This window comes from Salinicoccus sp. ID82-1 (assembly GCF_021991715.1).
Classification (GTDB): Bacteria; Bacillota; Bacilli; order Staphylococcales; family Salinicoccaceae; genus Salinicoccus; species Salinicoccus cyprini.
Window position 1 is genome coordinate 935,388 of record NZ_JAGFLY010000001.1, and the last position, 19,070, is coordinate 954,457.

Sequence of the window (19,070 nt, forward strand, 5' to 3'; positions counted from 1 at the left end):
GCTTGCTATCACTTGAAAATTTAAAAATTAAATAAAACGGTCTCTCTGGATCACCTTATTAAGGAAAATGATCCAGTCATTCATATCCTTGAAACGCTTATGATCTTCGTACCACTGGATCATGGTGATGGCCTGGACAAGCGTGTACCACTTCATCCGCTTCATCAGATCCCGATCCAGAGGCTTACCATAGACACCGAGCCAGCTTTCCCAGTCATCCAGATCCACATACGTATAGAGAATCATGCCGAGATCGATTGCAGGGTCTGCAATCATGGCACCTTCCCAGTCCACAAGATAAAGCTCATCCTGATCGGATAGAAGCCAATTGTTATGGTTGACGTCTCCATGGCACACTGTACAGAACGCCTCGTCTATGACGGGCATTTCATTTTCCAGATATTGGATTGCTGCACGTACAGTGTGGTGGGCATTGACTTTCGGGGAAAGTGACGTCTGTATCTTATTAAGCAGCAGATCAGGCAGCATGGGTTTCATGCCAAGCTTTTTCAGCATGGTGAGGAGCGGCCTTGATGTATGGATCTTCTTCATCAAAGCGGCCACCCTCTCCGAGCACATCTCTTCACGAGTCAGCTCCCGGCCATTTTTCCAATGCTGTGCTGTCACTACTTCTCCGGTCTCTATTCTTTTGGTCCAGACCAGTTTCGGTACAATACCTTCAGCGGACAGCGCTGCAAGGAAAGGGCTGGCATTACGTTTCAGGAACAGCTTCCTGCCATCTTGCTCTGCCTTGTAGGCTTCGCCAGATGCTCCACCCACAGGGTCAAGTGTCCAGCCGAGCTGATAGAAATGCTCCAAGTTCCACACCTCTTTTCGTCATCAAAGAAAAAAGCGCTAAATATTAAAAAATAAGATAGCGCCGGTTTCTGTTCGTAGTTATAAATTTTATAGGGTTTCATTGTTTATTTCAAGGACTATTATCCATCGATTTTATGACAACAGGGCGTTACGTGTCCACAAATCCATACACTGTAAGCATTGAAGCACCATAAATTAATTAGAGTAATTTTTCAGGTTAACATTATTTAACCAGGTTTAATTTATGGATCTTCTCATCGAACCCTTCCTGAATGGCATGTGTGACCTCGCCTTTTGATCCGTTGGCGACCGTTTTTTTGTCCACTTCGGTGACAGGTGTCACTTCCTGCGTAGTGCTCGTGATGAAGATTTCATCCGCATCCATCAGTTCATCGACAGTGAATGCTTTCTCTTCATAAGGGATGTTCCGGGCCTCGGCGACCTTCAGCACTTCAAGCCTTGTAATGCCGTTCAGTATCATATTGTCAACAGGGTGTGTCCTGAGTACACCATCTTTGACGATGAATACGTTTGTTGAAGAACCTTCGGTGACGACACCATCCCGATGCAGGATCGTTTCATGGGCACCAGCGCGTACAGCACGCTCCTTCTCCATGACGTTCGCCAGCAGGTTCAGACTTTTCACGTGGCATTTCAGCCATCTGTAGTCGTCTGCAGTAATGGTACTGATGCCATCTTCCATCTGGGCAGTGGGACGTGATATTTCATTCATGTATGCAAGGACAACCGGCGACTTATCCAATGGATAGGCATGGTTCCTCTTGCCGATACCTCTGGATACTTGTATATAGATGGAACCATTATCAATATTATTTTTTTCATTCAGCTGGGTGACGATCTCCACCATTCTGGAACGGTCAAGATTATCGATCCCGATTTCCGATGCACTTCTGACCAGGCGGTCCATGTGTTCTTCCAATGTAAAGAACTCGTTGTTGTACACTCTTACCACTTCATAGACACCATCACCAAAATAGAAAGCCCGATCGTTATAGTCTACTGTGACTTCATCATCATTTTTGAATTCTCCATTATAATAGCTGATTTTCATCCATTTCACCCTTTATACATATTCTATGAAGTGCCTCCAGATAAATTTCCGTCGCCTTCAGCAGTTCTTCAACCTTCATGCGTTCATTCTTCTGGTGCATCGTATCTGCAGTTTCCTTGAACATGGCTCCAAACGCCACCCCCTTCTCCAGGGTGCGTGCATAAGTGCCGCCGCCGATGGTGAATGGCTCGGTCTGATCATCCACATGGTTGCGGTAGGCATCGGTCAGTATTTTGACCAGAGGATCTTCCTTGTCTACATAGTGGGGCGGCTGATAGTCCAGATCTTCGATGGTGAAGCCCTTTTTCGATACATCATTCTTCAGAGCATCCATCCTGGCATCAAAATCCATCCCTTCCGGATATCTGAGGTTGATGCCGAAGATGCCGCCGTCGACTTCTGTATAGTTGATCATACCGACATTCACTGATGTCTTACCCATTTCAGTGTGTGAGTGGTCCATATCGAGCTGTGAGCCATCCGTCTTCCCCACCAGCCTGGCCATTGCAAATTCAGCAAACGCCCTGGCATTGTTATCCAGTTCAAGACGATCAAGGAACTGGAGCAGGATCAGTCCGGCGTTCACTCCGGCTTCCGGTGTGGAACCATGGGCGCTCCTGCCCTGGATGCTCAGCTTGAGGAAGCCATTATCCACTTCGTATGCCCCCACAGCCTCCGTCTCTCTCAGAAAATCTTCGTAGGACTGGATGACTTCACTCATGTTCTGCTGGACCTTCAATTTTGCTACGGCATCCTCCGGCACCATATTATATCGTTCACCGGAAATCAGCGCCTTCAGCTCGATTCTCGGCTCGTCTTCATCCAGTGATGTCTGCTTCTGAACAAAATTGAATGTTGAAATACCTTTCTCCCCGTGTATCAGCGGGAAGGCGGCATCCGGAGCAAAGCCTGCATCCGGCATCTCTTCGGTCTTGAAATAGGCGGCGGTGCACTGCCAGTCCGATTCTTCGTCTGTACCGATGATCAGACGTGTACGGTATTTGAATGGCACTCCCTGATCTTTCAGGATCTTCATGGCATAATAGGCGGCAATGGTCGGCCCCTTGTCATCCTGGACCCCTCTTGCCACTATTTCATCCCCTATGATTTCCGGTGTAAAAGGATCTGTATTCCATCCTTTCCCAGGCGGGACTACATCGACATGCCCTAATATGCCGAATATCCTCTCTCCTTCTCCGGCTTCGATATGCCCTGCGATGTTCTTGACATCCAGCGTGGAAAAACCATCACGGCGACCGATTTCAAGCATATAATCGAGTGCACATTTAGGCCCGGTACCCACCGGTGCATCCTTCGAAGGCTCTCCTTTGACACTTTCTATCTCAAGAAGCCCAAACAGATCTTCCATCAGATTCTCCTTGTAGGATTCAACCAGAGCTTTATAATCCATCAGCATGTTCCCCCATCTTATGTAGCCTAATCTTTTTTACAATAATAAAGAAAAAGAAATGCAAAAACAAGGGAACAGGGCAATAAATGCACCTGTCCCCTTGAAAACCGACTATTTGCTGTTGTTGGATTTGCTGTTATTCGACTTGCTGCTGTTCTTCTTGCCGTTTGACTTGCTGTCTTTATTGCTGTCATCATCAGTGACGACGTGGATATTATGGTTTTCGTTCTTCTCGCCCTGGTCATCCACTACATCGACGTCTGTAGCATTATCCTTGTTCAGACCGCCGAAGGATACATCATCCTGCAGATTCTCCTGGGAATGAAGACCACCTTCCGAAACCCACTCGTTATTCATCTGCTCGACGGTGAGCTGACCTTCCGCATCCATTCTGTCAGGCTTTGTAAAATGCTCTTCGCCGTCATCATCTACGCTACTCTCCCCTTGAGTAGGAGAAATCTTGTCATTCTGGTTGTTTTCTTCATTTTCATCATTCGGCTCCTGGTCGGCCTCTTCCTTATTCATTCTGGATTTGACCTTATCCTGGGCATCGCGTGCATAGCCTTTAGGATCTTCCTTCGCCTTGTTGAACTCGGATTTGGCTTTCTCCTGGTATTCGCCCGCCTGTTTGGTGAATTTCTCCTGATAGGCTGAAGCCTGCTCCGTCACTTTACCCTGGACGTTCTGGGCATAGCCTTTAGGATCTTCCTTGACCTTGCCATATTCATTCTTGGCCATCTCCTGATACTCGCCAGCCTGCTTGGAAAGTTTCTCCTGCACATTCTGGGCATAGCCTTTAGGGTCTTCTTTTACTTTATTGTATTCATTTTTAACTACATCGCGGTTCTCTTTCTTGGATAATTGCTTTGCTGCCACTGCAAGTCCAAGCATTGCTGCAACTTTCAGTAATCCTCCAGTTTTCCTAGCCATTTCCAACACCTCTTATAAAGTTTTATTTTGAATATCTGATTGGTATTTACCCCTTCCCTTTGGGGCTAAACCTTTTTCAACAACTTGAGCTCATTTTCATGCAATCTTCTGCAGCTGCCTGCCGGCGGTGTTTCATCAAGCACCAGTTCACCGATCCGGGTCCGGTGGAGGTCAGTCACTTCGTTCCCGAGATACTGGAACATTCTTTTCACCTGATGGAACTTGCCTTCGGTGATGGTCAGCTCGACCTCCCTTTCGGCAATCCTTCTGGCCGCTGCGGGCGCAGTGGTGAAATCCTTCAATGGAATGCCTTTTTCAAGCGTTTCAATGTCGGATGATGAAACATCCTTCTTCAGTTTTGCCACATAGGTCTTGCCGATCTTATGCTTTGGACTCAGCAGCTCATGGGCAAATCTGCCATCATTGGTAATCAGCAGCAGGCCGGTCGTATCCTTATCCAGCCTGCCTACCGGGAACAGTTCATCCTTCTGCGGGTGATCGATCAGATCCATCACTGTTCGTGCCTGTCCTTTCTCAGTGGAAGAAATGACGCCTTTCGGCTTGTTGAGCATCAAGTATATATGGTTTTCAAGTATTATGCGTACACCATCGACCATGACAACACTGTCGTGGGCTGTTTCCGACTTCGGGTCGGTCGCAACCACACCGTCGACCTCGACCCGCTTCTTTTTGATCATTGCCTTGACCTTACTGCGGCTGCCTGTCCCTGCATTCGACAGATATTTATCAAGCCTCATCTAGAGCACCTTCAATCTCTTTCTTATCTTATCCGCCCGACTGCCTAGAATCTCATCCGCCAGTCCACTTTTGAAAGAAAGGAGCATGTATACAAAGCCACCAGCTGGCACGGCAACTGCCATGATGATGATGGAGTTGATCTTCTGCTCGACTTCCATGTTGAAAATGAATGCATAGTAGATGAGTTCCACAACAAGCAGCATCGCCAGACTGTAGACGACGATCTGGATGAGAGGCTTCACGAGCGGCCTGAAGTGGAATCTGCCATATCGTTTGATGATCAGGAAGTTGATCAGTGCACCGATGCTGAGAGCAATGCCTGTACCCATTACGGCACCGACTGTACCGAACTGGATGATCAGCGGGATGTTGATGGCCGCCTTGATGGCCAGCATGGCTAGAACCACATAGAGTGTCAGATTCTGCTTGTCTATCCCCTGGACAACCGAGCAGGTGATCGTGAACAGTGAAATCGCAATGCTGACAGGCGCATAGAACAGCAGGATCTTTATGCCCATCGCATTGAATTCATAGAATGATGTATAAAGCGGCGCCGACAGGATCATCATGCCGAGTGCAGCGGGAATGACGAAGAAGAGCAGCATGAGCACCATCATTCTGATCTGCTGATGGACCCCTTCCATATTGCCTTTCTGATAGTTCTTCGTAATGAATGGCAGGACCGTGATTGCAAAGGCGGAAGCAAAGGCAGTCGGAATCATGACGAGCTTGTGGGTCGTCAGATTGAGCATGCCGAACCATGCATCATGGTACTCCTCCGGTACGCCGCCTAGGGCGAGACCGTTGTTATGTGTCAGCTGGTCGATGAACAGCGTCAGCGGGATGCTGATGCTGACGATGATGAATGGAATACCGTAGCGGATGATTTCAGAATACATTTCACGATAGGAGAAGTCATACTCGGTATTATCCGATGCAATCATTTCATCAATGTGATTCTTCCTTTTTCTCCAGAAATACAGGAGTGTCGCCATGGAACCAAGGACGCCGACGAAAGCGGCAAAGACTGCAATTTCATTTGCTGTCTGTACCGTACCGCCCCACACGTTCAGAACAAGAAAGGCACCTCCGAGCAGGAAGATGATTCTGATCGCCTGCTCGATGACGGCGGAGACACTTGTCGGTCCAAATGATTCAAATCCCTGGAAAATGCCCCGCCATGTCGCCATGAACGGTACGACGATGACTGCGACACTGACGACCCTGATGATGCGCGTGATATCATCAGTCGACCATCTGTGTGCCCCGTCCCCGGCTGCAAGCATCTGCAGCTCCGCGATGAATGGCGCTGCAATGAAAAGCGCAAGAAACGCAATTAAACCTGATGCCATCATGACAATCAGGCTCGACCGGTACAGTTTCTGACTGGTTGCATAGGCACCCAGTGCATTATACTTTGAAATATATTTGGATACGGCCCCCGGCACACCGGCGGCTGCTATGGAGAGCATGATGGTATACGGTGTATACGCATAGCCGTACAGGGCAAGATTTTCTTCCCCGCCCATAATACTGTAAAATGGAATGAGATACAGCATTCCCAGAAGCTTGGTGATGAATGTAGCAATGGTGAGAAGGAATGTACCCCGTACCAGTTTATTCGAATCAGACATTTTATAACCCTCTTACATTAAGAATAATATCCATTATAATCGAAAGCATATCAGTTTTAAACAAAAAGGAGAACATCCCATGTATCATACGATAGTAGTCGGTGGTGGTGTAAGCGGCCTCATGGCCGCGCATGCCGCCTCAGAAAATGGCAATCGCGTACTGCTCATAGAGAAGAACAGGTCACTCGGAAAGAAACTCCTCATCTCGGGTGGCGGCCGCTGCAACGTGACCAACCGTCTGCCTTATGAGGAGATCATCAGCCATATACCGGGAAACGGGAAATTCCTGTATGGCCCGTTCAGTACTTTCGACAATGAGAGCATCATCCATTTCGTCGAATCCCGGGGCGTCAGACTGAAGGAGGAGGATCATGGCAGGATGTTTCCGGTCACGGACAAGGCACAGGATATACTGGACGTCTTCCTTGCAACACTTGAAGAACACAATGTGGAAGTACGGACCGAGACCATCGTCAAGGAAATTCTGACGGATGAAGAACAGGTGACAGGCGTCAGACTGCAGGACGGATCAATTCTTGAAGCAGAAAACGTCATCATCACTACCGGTGGCAGGAGTGTCCCACAGACCGGATCGACGGGGGATGGCCACCGTTTTGCCGCTTCTTTGGGCCATACGATCACAGAGCTTTTCGCGACGGAAGTGCCCATCACTTCGCCGGAAGCCTTCATCCGAGAAGGCAGACTGAAAGGACTCAGTCTCTCGGACGTGGCCCTTTCCGTTCTGAAGAAGAATAGAAAGCCGAGGGTGACGCACAGGATGGATATGATTTTCACCCATTTCGGTGTCAGTGGTCCGGCAGCACTGCGCTGCAGCCAGTTCGTCTATAAGGAGCAGAAGAGCCAGAAGAAGAAAGTCATACTCATGTCACTGGATTTCTTCCCCGGCAAAAGTGCAGGTCAGCTGCGTGATATGATCGAGGAAACAATCGCCGGCAACCGTGACCGCTCTCTGAAGAATACACTGAAGACGCTGCTCCAGGAACGCCTTGTCCTGTTCCTGCTCGACTTCCTTGAAATCGATGGCTCGGTGAACGGTCATCACGTCTCCAAAGAAAATATGGAACAGATCATCCAGTTTCTGAAAAGCTTCGAATTCCGTGTCGATGGCACCCAGTCCATCGAGAAGGCCTTTGTTACCGGCGGTGGGGTATCACTCAAGGAGATCACACCACAGACGATGGAGAGCCGGGTGACAAAAGGACTGTATTTCGCAGGAGAAGTACTGGATATTCACGGATATACAGGCGGCTATAATATTACGAGTGCACTGGTCACCGGCTATGTAGCCGGCCATAGCACGACCAAATAGAAAGACCTCCCGGATTCCGGGAGGTCTTCTGCTAGTTTGCAACGATATTTACAAGTTTGCCCGGTACAACGATGACCTTCCTCACCGTCTTTTCACGGATGGCCTCCTGTACACGGTCCGACTCGATTGCGATGCGTTCGAGATCTTCCTTGCCGGCTTCAGCCGGGACGTTCATCTTTTCCTTGACCTTGCCATTGACCTGGATGACGATTTCCACTTCATCTTCAACGAGCTTCGACTCATCGAATGCCGGCCATGCTGCATAGCTGATGGTTTCACTGTACCCGAGTTTTTCCCAGAGTTCTTCAGCAACGTGGGGGGCGACAGGCGACAGCAGTTTGACGAAACCTTCAATATACCCGCGGTTCATCTGTTCCTGCTTGTAGCCTTCATTGATGAACACCATGAGCTGCGAAATGGCAGTATTGAAATTCAGGGACTCGAAGTCTTCAGTCACTTTCCTGACCGTCGCGTGGTATACCTTATCGAGCGCAGGTGTCGCACTTTCGACGACACTGTCCTTCAGCTGTCCATTCTCATCGACAAGCAGTCTCCAGACGCGGTCGAGGAAGCGGCGTGCACCGTCAAGACCGTTGTCACTCCACGCAATCGATGCGTCGAGCGGCCCCATGAACATCTCGTACAGTCGGAGCGTATCCGCACCGTGTGAGATGACGATATCATCCGGGTTGATGACATTGCCCTTGGACTTGCTCATCTTTTCGTTGCCTTCACCAAGGATCATGCCCTGGTTGAACAGTTTCTGGAACGGCTCCTTCGTTTCCACCACACCGACATCATACAGCACCTTGTGCCAGAACCTCGCGTAGAGCAGGTGCAGTACAGCATGTTCTGCACCGCCGATATAGAGATCGACAGGCATCCAGTGCTGAAGCTTTTCCTTCGAAGCAAGTGCTTCGGTATTATGCGGATCGATGAACCTCAAATAGTACCAGCAGCTGCCTGCCCATTGCGGCATTGTATTCGTTTCCCTGCGGCCTTTGACGCCATCTTCCCTCACGACTGTGAGCCATTCCTCATTATTGGCGAGTGGAGATTCACCCGTGCCTGAAGGCTTGATTTCGTCCATTTCAGGCAGCATGAGCGGCAGTTCCGCTTCATCCAGCACACTCATCGTACCATCTTCCCAGTAGACGACAGGAATCGGTTCGCCCCAGTAGCGCTGGCGTGCAAACAGCCAGTCGCGAAGCTTGTACGTGGTCTTCTGTTCTCCGGCACCCTTTTCGCTCAGGATTTCAATGGCTTTTGTAATGGCCGCTTCCTTGTCGAGACCATCGAGTTCGCCGGAATTGATGTGGATACCGTCTCCAGTGTATGCTTCCTCATCAATGTCGCCGCCTTCCACGACCGCCTTGATCGGCAGGTCGTATTCCTTGGCGAATTCGTAGTCGCGCGCATCATGCGCCGGTACAGCCATGATGGCGCCGGTGCCGTATGAAGCAAGAACATAGTCCGCAATCCATATCGGCATTTTTTCGCCGGAAAGTGGATTGATGGCATAGGCGCCTGTGAATGCGCCAGACTTCTCCTTCGACAGGTCTGTACGTTCCAGCTCACTCTTCCTCGCAGCCTTCTCCTGATAGGCTTCGATCTGTGATCTGTACTCATCCGTTGTAATGTCATCGATCAGTGCATGTTCAGGTGACAATACGGCATACGTTGCACCGTGGATTGTATCCGGACGCGTTGTAAAGGCAGTGAATGATTCACCTGTGCCTTCGATCTGGAAAGTGATGTTCGCCCCTTCAGATCTGCCGATCCAGTTTCTCTGCATATCCTTCAGTGATTCCGGCCAGTCCAGATCCTCAAGATCTTCAAGCAGACGATCGGCATATGCCGTGATCTTGAGCATCCACTGCTTCATCGGCTTTCTGACGACAGGGTGTCCCCCGCGTTCCGACACACCATCGATGACCTCTTCATTGGCAAGCACCGTTCCCAGTGCTTCGCACCAGTTCACAGGCACTTCATCGACATAGGCCAGCCCCTTGTTGTAGAGCTGGATAAAGATCCACTGGGTCCATTTGTAGTACTCAGGATCCGTCGTATTGATTTCACGGTCCCAGTCGTAGCTGAAGCCGAGCTCCTTGATCTGGCGGCGGAAGTTGTCGATATTCTTTTCATTGAATTCACGGATATCATTGCCGGTATCGATGGCGTACTGCTCAGCCGGCAGTCCAAACGCATCCCAGCCGATCGGGTGCAGTACATTGTATCCCTGCATCCTTTTCATTCTTGAAATGATGTCTGTTGCGGTATAGCCTTCCGGGTGCCCGACATGAAGCCCGGCGCCTGATGGATAAGGGAACATGTCGAGTGCGTAGAATTTTTTCTTGTCATACTCTTCCTCTGTCCTGAATATCTTTTCCTGTTCCCAGTGTGTCTGCCATTTCTTTTCAATATCCTGATGATTGAACGCCATAAGAATCCTCCTTGAATATAAATAATCCCATGCCTGTATAAGCATGGGACGATCATATATCTATACGACCGCGGTACCACCCGCATTCACCGTTAAGTGCAACTTCATTTGATAAGATTAGTTTTGATCTGGACAAGTTCATATACATCCACTACTGGTTCGCAGCATCCACCAGCTCTCTTGAAATGCATCCGTATACTACTGACTCCAACACTTATAAATATAGATTATATTCATACAATTGGCAAGGTGTATCTTCAAGTGGCAGATATATCGATGCCTTCAACGTGAAGCAGACCGCGCTTTTTATCAAGACCGCCCGTGTATCCGCCAAGTGAGCCATCCGACGCAATGACCCGATGGCACGGTACGATGATCGATATCGGATTCTTTCCATTGGCATTCGCCACCGCCCTCGAATGATTCGGTCCCCCGCAGTCCGCAGCCAGCATCTTATAGCTGATTGTCTCACCATAGGGTATCTCGATGAGACGCTGCCATACTTTCTGCTGGAACGGCGTCCCGGCGGTAAACTCAAGCGGTACATCGAAATGGGTGCGCGACCCGCTGAAATACTCCTGAAGTTCCCTGACACACTGCCTGATGACCGGGGAGGATCCATCGAGATCAACCTCATTCGGCACTTCCGTCTCCAGCACGTGGTCCAGTTCGACAATACGGTCCCTGGCGGCACGGATCTTCAGCCAGCCGATCGGTGTATTCATATAATAGAGTTCTGTCATTGCCATCAGTCCTTATAAGTGATTTTGAAACCTGAGTCGTATTTCTTCGCTACGCTGCCGAGTATGAACCAGGATATGATAGCGCATATGCCGAGTATAGCCATGGCAATCAGCCCCTGCCGGATGCCCACTGCCATTCCTTCCAGAATTAATGGAAGCATCGAGATCATCATGAAGACGAAGAACATGATCATCGTGATGATGATGCCGCTTTTTGTATCGAGCCGTTTCGATGGATTTTTCCGGCTCACCACGGGACTTGAACTGCCGATCAGCATGCCGACCGGCACCGCGGCAAGACAGACCAGCACGATGCCTGGAAGCATGAACAGCAAGGTTTCCACTCCAGCTGTCGAGAAAAACCATGTGATGGTGAAAATGACCATGAGGATTGGTACAGTCGCCACGAGGTTGAAAAGATATTTGGCCAGTGCGAGCTTGGTGCCTTGTACCGGCAGCAGCTGCACCATCTGGAAGTGCTCCGCATCCCGCGCGGTATGGTGGGCACTGATGTATAATGCGGTGATCAGTGCACCTCCGGCAGCTGCCGAGAGCAGCTGGCTGCCTCCCATGACGAGCGACCGCGTCTCTGCTTCTGCCGGTGAGGAGAAGTAGACAAGCACGAGCGGCAGCACATATAGGGGCAGCAGGACAGCAAGTTCCCTGTAGTTCCGGTACGACAGCTTCAGATCCTTGGACACCAGCACGATGACAGGATGGCTGATGCTGCTTCTGCCGGTCTTCCTCTTCCCGGCCGAATGTCCTTCTGCGACCCCTACTCTGTCTATTGCGCGTACTACGATGAATCTGGTCGATATGATGATGGCGATTGCGGCCAGGATCATGATGATCGGGCCGAGTATGCCCGGGACAGCACTGTAATCATATAGAACGCCGCTGTATAATACCGGCAGTTGGGGGAACATCGCCAATATGCCCGTAAACGAGTCGGCAATCGCAAACATGATGACGTAGATCAGCAGAAATGACATGCCACCGAGAAAAGCGAGTATTTCGCTGACTTTTTTGACCGGCAGGATGTTTGCCGTCAGAAATACAAGTCCGAACGAAATGGAAGTGAAAACCAGCCCCAGCACAATGAAGTAGACAATGCTGTTTGGTACCAGCAGCCATTGATCATATCTTACAGCGAGCGCTGCACCTAATAATATTGACAGTGGCAGCATGATGGAGGTTGAATAAAGCAGATTGTGCTTGATGAACTTCGCATGGAACAGTTCCGCTGCGGATATCGGATACGACATGTAGTGCGTTATACTTCCGCTCAGAATCATGTCCTTGATGATGAAATGTATCGACACCAGGATGAGTATGACCCCACTGGCAACCGACAGTATCAGAAGATACAGGTCCATATAGTTCTCATCGAGCGAAGCGGTAATCGAGAACAGCAGTGTTGTCACGAGTGGCAGAGGAATCAGCAGCAACAGGAGACCGATCAGTATATAGAGGATTCTTTTCGATTCACCCAGCACTTTCCAATAGTTGAAGAGTGCACGCCGTTCCGTATCAAGTATCAGACGGATCATTTCGGTCCACCTCTGTCAATTCCAGAAAGATATCTTCGAGCCGTGCCGAGGCATTCCCATTCGCTTCTCTAAGCTCCGATAAAGTGCCCTGGGCCAACTTTCTTCCATTATAGATGATGAGTATATCCGTTGCGATCTCTTCGGCAAGCGAAAGATTGTGGGTCGTCAAGAAAACCGTACGGCCCGACTTGATGTAGTCACGCAGATGATCTTTGAGATTCCTGTTGCTCTTCGGGTCAAGCCCCACTGTCGGCTCATCGAGAAAGAGGATGTCCGGTTTATGGACGAGTGCTCCGATCAATGCCACCTTCTGCTTCATGCCGTGGGAATATTCCTCTATCAGCGTATCGAGCCGTCCTTCAAGATCGAACAGTGCCAGAAGCTTCTGCTGCTCCTCCAGAAAGACGGTCTCATCAATCTTGTAGACACTCGCTATGAAATTGAGATATTCCCTGCCGGTGAGCTTGCCCATCAGGTCCGGCGTATCGGGAATGAAGCTGAGCCTTGCCTTCAAGTGCGTCTTGCCCGGCCCCATCACTTCCCCGAACATCTCCACTGACCCGCTCGATGCCTTTTGCAGCCCGGTCAGCATGCGGATTGTTGTGGATTTGCCCGAACCGTTCGGACCGATGAACGCAAACAGCTCCCCGCTGCCGACTGTAAAATCAAGATCCCGCACTGCGTAGCTGCTGCCATACTTCTTGTTCAACTTTTCAACTTTGAGCATAATTTCTCCTTAGCATTGTACTTTTTGACATCACTTTTCTTCTTCCATACTACAACAAGTCCCGCTCTTTATAAACTGCCCTTTCCGAAGTGATCTTTCCAGATCATGTACTTCCGGACCAGGCAGATATGGTACAATGCCAAATAGGAATAAGAGGTGAAAATAATGACTGGCTTCGAATACAGTTTCGATGATAAGCGGTATCATACACTGAACTATCATCTTAAAAATACATTCAATGAAAAAATCTTCAAAGTGGCACTGGATGCAGGATTTGACTGTCCGAACCGGGACGGCACCGTCGCCTATGGCGGCTGCACATTCTGTTCCGTTGCAGGCAGCGGGGACTTTGCCGGCAGCCGCGTCGATCCGATTCCCGTCCAGTTCGAGAAGATCAGAGGACGCATGCAGCAGCAGAAATGGAAGAACGGCAAATACATCGCCTACTTCCAGTCGTTCACCAATACGCATGCGCCTGTCAGTGTATTGCGTGAAAAATTCGAGGCAGCACTGGAAATAGAGGGCGTCGTCGGACTTTCCATCGGTACCAGACCCGACTGCCTGCCGGATGACGTCGTGGAATACCTTGCGGAATTGAACGAGCGCACGTATCTCTGGGTCGAGCTCGGCCTCCAGACCATCCATGACAGGACAAGCCGGCTGATCAACCGCGCCCATGATATGCAGTGCTACCATGAAGGCGTGGCAAAACTCAGGAAGCATGATATCAATGTATGCAGCCATATCATCAATGGCCTGCCTGAAGAGGACTATGCAATGATGATGGAGACAGCACAGGCTGTTGCCGACATGGATGTACAGGGCATCAAGATCCATCTGCTCCATCTGCTGAAAGGCACGCCGATGGTCAAGCAGTACGAAAAAGGCAGATTATCATTCCTGGGCCAGGATGAATATATAAAGCTCGTATGCGATCAGCTTGAAATACTGCCGGAAGAAATGATCATCCACCGCATCACCGGTGACGGACCGATCGACCAGCTTATCGGACCCATGTGGAGCACGGACAAATGGAACGTACTGAACAGCATCGATGACGAACTGAAAAGAAGAGGCTCCTATCAGGGAACCCGCTACAAGGAGAAGACCAATGCTTAAACGAATACTGCCACAGGCCAAAATTCTGGCTGAAGAAATCATCCAGCAGGGAGATACTGTAGTTGATGCTACATGCGGCAATGGACATGATACGAAGTTTCTTGCTGCATGTACGGGGGAAAGCGGTAGAGTCTACAGTTTCGACGTCCAGGAACAGGCACTCGCCAATGCCCGCGCACTCGTCGGGACGATGGATCATGTCGAATTCATACTGGACTCCCACGCAAATGCCGACAGCTATATAGATACCTCTGTAAAAGCAGCCATGTTCAATCTTGGGTACTTGCCTAGAGGCGACCAATCAATCACCACCAGCCATGAGTCGACGATGCCTGCCATCGAGAAGATCTTCAACCTGCTCGTTGATGGCGGAAGAATAATCATTGTTGTCTACCACGGTCATCCTGCTGGAAAAACAGAAAAAGATGTACTGCTCGAGTCTCTATCCAAGTGGTCCCAAAAAGAAGCGCAGATACTGAAGTACCAGTTCATCAACCAGAAGAATGACGCCCCTTTCATCATATGCATTGAAAAGAACAGGAACGCCTGAAAATTCAGGCGTTCCTGTTCTTTTATCCAATAAGACCGATCCTGAACAGCTGGGCATTCAGGAAACGCTCGAGATGATAGTACGGTACATCCGTATCATCGCGCTGGAACACACTGTGCTGGATATTATCGAGCATATGCAATGACAGTTCCCTTGTACGCATCTGCTTGATGTATTTTGCGGAAAGAAACGGCTCGATGATCTCATTTCCCCGGCTCAGCATGGCGAGCACAGGCACATCAGGAAAATCTTCCATGAATTCCGTCGTCGCCTTCATCTGGTTGATGACTGTCCGGTACCAATGGTAGCTCACTTTTCTGACAAGCAGCTCATCATTGTCATACTGATCCAGAAATCCCGGATCTTCAGTGAACTGGCTGAAATGAATGCCCGGGTCGAACCGCGTCGTATCGCTCGTTGTTCTTATGCTTGTACGTATTGTATTTTTCCTGTTGATGAATGACTGCTTGAATGAAAGCATCGGGTTGAGCAGTATGATGCCATCCGCCCCTACCAGATTCTGACGCAGCGCCTCTATCACAATCAGACCTCCTAGACCTTGTCCCAGCAGGAAGGTCGGCAGCCTATAGGCACGTGCCACCTCGTGCCATTCCCGTACACGGTCCGTGTACTGGCTGAAGTCGGAAATGTGCCCTTTATTCATACGTGTCGTCTGGCCATGACCCGGAAGGTCACCGCTGACGACGTGATATCCTGAATTTCTCAGCTGTGAGATCAGCTGCGTATAGTACTCATGGTGCTCGAGCATATCATGGACTACCACTATGACACCCTTTGCCTGCCTATCCGTTTCCCATTTCCACATTGCCATGCTCCTAACGTACTTTAATTCTTTCTGATATGATAGACTTATTATATCAATCTGTTTGAAGAAAGGACATGAGAAATGATCATCGACTATAAGGGATACAGTCCAAAAATAAATGAAAGCGCTTTTATAGCTCCCAATGCAACCGTCATCGGCGATGTTGAGCTTGGTGCGCGTGCATCTGTATGGTTCGGCACCGTGTTGAGAGGCGATATCGCCCCCATCCGCATCGGCAGCCACACGAATATCCAGGACCTCTCCATCCTCCATGAGACGCCGGACATGCCGCTCATCATAGAAGATCATGTGACCGTCGGCCACAAGGTGACACTGCATAGCTGCACCATCAGACAGGGCGCACTGATCGGTATGGATTCCACCATACTCGACGGTGCGGTCATCGGAGAGAATGCCTTCATCGGTGCCGGCAGCCTGGTGACACCGGGCACAGAGATTCCTGCCAATACACTGGCCTTCGGCAGACCTGCCAGAGTCGTCAGGGAATTGACGGAAGCAGATCTTGCGGATATGAAAAGAATAAACGAAACGTATGTCGACCATATTCCTCATTACAAATAACCGGATTTATATACATTTAAGTTGTCAAAAAATTGTGATCAGGAGTAGAATATAAATTGTACGAAGATTCAGGAGGTAGATTATGCCATTACTAAGAGATGTTTTCATCGCACTATCACAGAATGATGCACTGAATGAAGCAAGCAAGAAGGTTGGCCTGAAGTTTGGAGCCAGCAAGGTCGTCGCCGGAATCACGGTGGAGGACACCATCGAAAGAATCAAGGATATCAATGCCCAGGGCATGAGCGTCAGTTTTGATAACCTTGGTGAGTTTGTCACTGAGCGGTCGGATGCCCTGAAGGAAAAGGATCTTATTCTGGAGATGATTCAGGCAATTGGAGATAATGGGGTCGATGCTTCGGCCTCCATCAAACTGACACAGATCGGACTCCATATAGATTATGACTTCTGCCTTCTAAATATCAGGGAAATTGTCGAGGCGGCAAAGGCACAGGATATGTTCGTCAATATAGATATGGAAAACCATGATTCCTACGATGACACCATCCGCATCGTCGATACATTGATCGAGGAGTTCGACAATGTGGGGACAGTGCTCCAGTCCTATCTGTTCACTGCCAAGGATGATGTCTATAAATATAAAGACAATAGAATCCGTTTCGTCAAAGGGGCATACAAGGAATCCCCACAGGTGGCACTGCAGGAGAAGGCCGATATAGACAAGGCACTCGAACTGCTTATCAGACTTCACCTGACCAATGGCAGCGGGTTTACATCCATAGCGACGCATGACCACAACATCATTGAGAACATCATCGAGTTCATCAAGGAGAATGACATTCCGAACGACCAGTTCGAGTTCCAGATGCTTTTCGGTTTCCGTAAGGATCTGCAGCGGGAACTGGTGGATAGAGGCTACAATGTATGTGTCTACATACCTTTCGGAAGCGACTGGTACGCCTACTTCATGAGAAGACTTGCAGAACGTCCCCAGAACATCAACCTTGTCGTAAAGTCGATTACGAAAGATCCGATGTTCAAGACAGGCGCGGCCGCTGCAGGAATGATAGTCGCGGGACTCGCACTAGCGAAAGTGTTCAAAAAGTAGAGAGGAGCGCAACCTGGGTTGCGCTCCTCTCTATTTTCTTTCCATATGGAAGCTTTCTATGATCTTTTTTGCATTACTGGTGAGCAGATGAACAGAATTGGATAGATAGTTTGAACCGAAAGTCAAGGCACCCAGCACATACATATTATCGACTGTCCCGGTTTTTGGACTGATGACCCTATCCTTCTGATCGACCATTATGCCTCCAAATTCATCAGGAGTGGCAAGGAAATGGTCCAGAATTCTACTGATGATGCCATCTTTGCTCTTTTGTACTTCTCCAGATGGTCCTGTAGCATTGACAAGTACATCCATGGTGAATTTCCTGCCGTCCGCCAGCTCAACACCAAATGCTTCCGATGCAGAAATGTCGCTTACACCTTCTATGATATGAAGCTTTCCCGAGTTCGCCCATTCTATTATCTTTTCTGCTACCGGCCCTGGCATCGGAGAATGGTTCTCCTCGATGAAATGGTGATATCTAGCCAGAAACTCACGCTTATCCGACCGCGGGAGAAACTGGTACACATCACTGAATATCGGATTCGCTTTCGATATTGCATACTGCAGCTGGCCGACCGCTCCGGAATGTTCAAGGTCGTATTCGAGGTCCTGTATCGCGTTCCCTGTCCGCCGATAGAATAGTCTCCAATCGATGCCCTGGTAGGCCAGCTCTTTCATGAACAGTGCTTTGACTTCTGAAAAGCTGATTTCTTCATTATGAATCTTTTCATGCAGCCGATCATAAGTGAAAAACTGCAACTCCACTTCTCTATATGGCCCCCTCACCGACGGCATTTCCCCACTTCTGGAAAATGCATATACTTCCTTTGCATCGGTCTCAAGCATCAGATAGCGGATGCAGTCGATTGCAGAAAGTCCGGAACCGATGATGCCTACTAACATTTCTCCAGATTTCGGCAATTTCTCTTCGACCGGATATGGGTCATGGATGTAGTTTGGAGTCCCCTTCAAGTCATAGGGGTCATCATATCCGAGCTGGCCCACTGTCAGGAAAACATGTGTATATGTTTTCTTTTCATCTTCCACATGAAGGGTGAAATGTTTTGTTGTTGAGTCATACTGAAGATCATTGATCATCGAATAGTTCAAGGTGATATGTTCATGCGTTGTACACAGCACACCCAGCCTGTCTCTCAAATATCTGCCAAACAGAGCCCTGCTCACATACGTATCTGCAGAATAGCCATTTGTCACAAGCCAGTTCTTGAAACTTGGTGAACTGTCGTCAAAGACCATGGCTTCAGTTGGTATATTAAGGAGCAGGTGCATGCTATCTTCCTGATATGCATGGCCATTACCCATCATCTGCTCCCTATCATATATATCGATATTCAATTCCTCATCATAGGCTGTGCTGTCTACAAGGTGGTTCAAGATGGAGATGCCTGCAAACCCTCCGCCTATAATTGCTATTTTGCGCTGATAATCCATTTTGATATTCTCTCCAATTGTAAGTATATGATAACATTATAGGGATATTTA

17 protein-coding genes are annotated in these 19,070 nt (G+C 49.0%); 5 read left to right on the forward strand and 12 right to left on the reverse strand.

All coding sequences use genetic code 11. The annotated features are described in order from the left end of the window. Positions 1-27: 27 nt before the first annotated feature. The 6 genes from J4760_RS04850 to J4760_RS04875 form a co-directional block, all read right to left on the reverse strand. Positions 28-819, reverse strand: a complete 792-nt coding sequence (locus tag J4760_RS04850; RefSeq protein ID WP_145286987.1) for a phosphotransferase family protein — start codon at positions 817-819, stop codon at positions 28-30. 223 nt (positions 820-1,042) lie between these two features. Next, a complete protein-coding gene (dat, locus tag J4760_RS04855; RefSeq protein WP_237604964.1) occupies positions 1,043-1,891 on the reverse strand; it encodes a D-amino-acid transaminase in 849 nt (282 codons plus the stop codon). Further along, positions 1,872-3,302, reverse strand: coding sequence for a dipeptidase PepV (gene pepV, locus J4760_RS04860; RefSeq protein ID WP_237604965.1), 1,431 nt, complete (start codon positions 3,300-3,302; stop codon positions 1,872-1,874). The genes dat and pepV overlap by 20 nt, the downstream gene beginning before the upstream one ends. A gap of 111 nt (positions 3,303-3,413) precedes the next feature. Continuing rightward, positions 3,414-4,232: a hypothetical protein gene (locus tag J4760_RS04865; protein ID WP_237604966.1), complete on the reverse strand. Its 819-nt coding sequence runs from the start codon at positions 4,230-4,232 to the stop codon at positions 3,414-3,416. A gap of 65 nt (positions 4,233-4,297) precedes the next feature. After that, positions 4,298-4,990, reverse strand: coding sequence for a pseudouridine synthase (locus J4760_RS04870; RefSeq protein WP_237604967.1), 693 nt, complete (start codon positions 4,988-4,990; stop codon positions 4,298-4,300). Next, positions 4,991-6,625, reverse strand: coding sequence for a putative polysaccharide biosynthesis protein (locus J4760_RS04875; RefSeq protein WP_237604968.1), 1,635 nt, complete (start codon positions 6,623-6,625; stop codon positions 4,991-4,993). Positions 6,626-6,704: 79 nt separating this feature from the next. Here J4760_RS04875 and J4760_RS04880 point away from each other — a divergent pair, with 79 nt between their 5' ends. Then, positions 6,705-7,955, forward strand: coding sequence for a BaiN/RdsA family NAD(P)/FAD-dependent oxidoreductase (locus J4760_RS04880; RefSeq protein ID WP_237604969.1), 1,251 nt, complete (start codon positions 6,705-6,707; stop codon positions 7,953-7,955). A 31-nt stretch (positions 7,956-7,986) separates the two neighbouring features. Here J4760_RS04880 and leuS read toward each other — a convergent pair whose 3' ends face one another. The 4 genes from leuS to J4760_RS04900 all read right to left on the reverse strand — a co-directional run bounded on the left by leuS (position 7,987) and on the right by J4760_RS04900 (position 13,418). Then, complete coding sequence (gene leuS / locus J4760_RS04885) at positions 7,987-10,398, reverse strand: leucine--tRNA ligase (protein WP_145287008.1); 2,412 nt, start codon at positions 10,396-10,398, stop codon at positions 7,987-7,989. 257 nt (positions 10,399-10,655) lie between these two features. Beyond that, positions 10,656-11,141: a methylated-DNA--[protein]-cysteine S-methyltransferase gene (locus J4760_RS04890; protein WP_237604970.1), complete on the reverse strand. Its 486-nt coding sequence runs from the start codon at positions 11,139-11,141 to the stop codon at positions 10,656-10,658. A 5-nt stretch (positions 11,142-11,146) separates the two neighbouring features. Beyond that, positions 11,147-12,691, reverse strand: a complete 1,545-nt coding sequence (locus J4760_RS04895; RefSeq protein ID WP_237604971.1) for a hypothetical protein — start codon at positions 12,689-12,691, stop codon at positions 11,147-11,149. Continuing rightward, a complete protein-coding gene (locus J4760_RS04900) occupies positions 12,672-13,418 on the reverse strand; it encodes an ABC transporter ATP-binding protein (RefSeq protein ID WP_145287015.1) in 747 nt (248 codons plus the stop codon). The genes J4760_RS04895 and J4760_RS04900 overlap by 20 nt, the downstream gene beginning before the upstream one ends. 165 nt (positions 13,419-13,583) lie before the next feature. Here J4760_RS04900 and mnmL point away from each other — a divergent pair, with 165 nt between their 5' ends. Both mnmL and mnmM read left to right on the forward strand, forming a co-directional pair. Next, entirely contained in the window at positions 13,584-14,537 is a 954-nt protein-coding gene (mnmL, locus tag J4760_RS04905) for a tRNA modification radical SAM protein MnmL/YtqA (protein ID WP_237604972.1), read from the forward strand. Then, a complete protein-coding gene (mnmM, locus tag J4760_RS04910; protein WP_237604973.1) occupies positions 14,530-15,087 on the forward strand; it encodes a tRNA 5-(aminomethyl)-2-thiouridylate-methyltransferase MnmM in 558 nt (185 codons plus the stop codon). The genes mnmL and mnmM overlap by 8 nt, the downstream gene beginning before the upstream one ends. 22 nt (positions 15,088-15,109) lie before the next feature. Here mnmM and J4760_RS04915 read toward each other — a convergent pair whose 3' ends face one another. After that, entirely contained in the window at positions 15,110-15,913 is an 804-nt protein-coding gene (locus J4760_RS04915; RefSeq protein WP_237604974.1) for an alpha/beta fold hydrolase, read from the reverse strand. 81 nt (positions 15,914-15,994) lie between these two features. Here J4760_RS04915 and J4760_RS04920 point away from each other — a divergent pair, with 81 nt between their 5' ends. After that, positions 15,995-16,495, forward strand: coding sequence for a gamma carbonic anhydrase (locus tag J4760_RS04920; protein ID WP_237604975.1), 501 nt, complete (start codon positions 15,995-15,997; stop codon positions 16,493-16,495). Between the two features lie 82 nt (positions 16,496-16,577). Then, positions 16,578-17,564, forward strand: a complete 987-nt coding sequence (locus J4760_RS04925) for a proline dehydrogenase family protein (RefSeq protein WP_237604976.1) — start codon at positions 16,578-16,580, stop codon at positions 17,562-17,564. A 30-nt stretch (positions 17,565-17,594) separates the two neighbouring features. Here the strand turns inward: J4760_RS04925 and J4760_RS04930 are convergent, their stop codons facing one another. Continuing rightward, positions 17,595-19,019, reverse strand: coding sequence for an FAD/NAD(P)-binding protein (locus tag J4760_RS04930; RefSeq protein WP_237604977.1), 1,425 nt, complete (start codon positions 19,017-19,019; stop codon positions 17,595-17,597). Between the last annotated feature and the right edge of the window lie 51 nt (positions 19,020-19,070).

Coding starts and splice junctions, on each gene's coding strand:
- mnmL (WP_237604972.1), top strand. CDS start 13,584: ATGACTGGCTTCGAATACAGTTTCGATGATAAGCGGTATCATACACTG.
- J4760_RS04870 (WP_237604967.1), bottom strand. CDS start 4,990: ATGAGGCTTGATAAATATCTGTCGAATGCAGGGACAGGCAGCCGCAGT.
- J4760_RS04930 (WP_237604977.1), bottom strand. CDS start 19,019: ATGGATTATCAGCGCAAAATAGCAATTATAGGCGGAGGGTTTGCAGGC.
- mnmM (WP_237604973.1), top strand. CDS start 14,530: ATGCTTAAACGAATACTGCCACAGGCCAAAATTCTGGCTGAAGAAATC.
- dat (WP_237604964.1), bottom strand. CDS start 1,891: ATGAAAATCAGCTATTATAATGGAGAATTCAAAAATGATGATGAAGTC.
- pepV (WP_237604965.1), bottom strand. CDS start 3,302: ATGGATTATAAAGCTCTGGTTGAATCCTACAAGGAGAATCTGATGGAA.
- J4760_RS04925 (WP_237604976.1), top strand. CDS start 16,578: ATGCCATTACTAAGAGATGTTTTCATCGCACTATCACAGAATGATGCA.
- leuS (WP_145287008.1), bottom strand. CDS start 10,398: ATGGCGTTCAATCATCAGGATATTGAAAAGAAATGGCAGACACACTGG.
- J4760_RS04915 (WP_237604974.1), bottom strand. CDS start 15,913: ATGTGGAAATGGGAAACGGATAGGCAGGCAAAGGGTGTCATAGTGGTA.
- J4760_RS04865 (WP_237604966.1), bottom strand. CDS start 4,232: ATGGCTAGGAAAACTGGAGGATTACTGAAAGTTGCAGCAATGCTTGGA.
- J4760_RS04900 (WP_145287015.1), bottom strand. CDS start 13,418: ATGCTCAAAGTTGAAAAGTTGAACAAGAAGTATGGCAGCAGCTACGCA.
- J4760_RS04920 (WP_237604975.1), top strand. CDS start 15,995: ATGATCATCGACTATAAGGGATACAGTCCAAAAATAAATGAAAGCGCT.
- J4760_RS04875 (WP_237604968.1), bottom strand. CDS start 6,625: ATGTCTGATTCGAATAAACTGGTACGGGGTACATTCCTTCTCACCATT.
- J4760_RS04880 (WP_237604969.1), top strand. CDS start 6,705: ATGTATCATACGATAGTAGTCGGTGGTGGTGTAAGCGGCCTCATGGCC.
- J4760_RS04895 (WP_237604971.1), bottom strand. CDS start 12,691: ATGATCCGTCTGATACTTGATACGGAACGGCGTGCACTCTTCAACTAT.
- J4760_RS04890 (WP_237604970.1), bottom strand. CDS start 11,141: ATGACAGAACTCTATTATATGAATACACCGATCGGCTGGCTGAAGATC.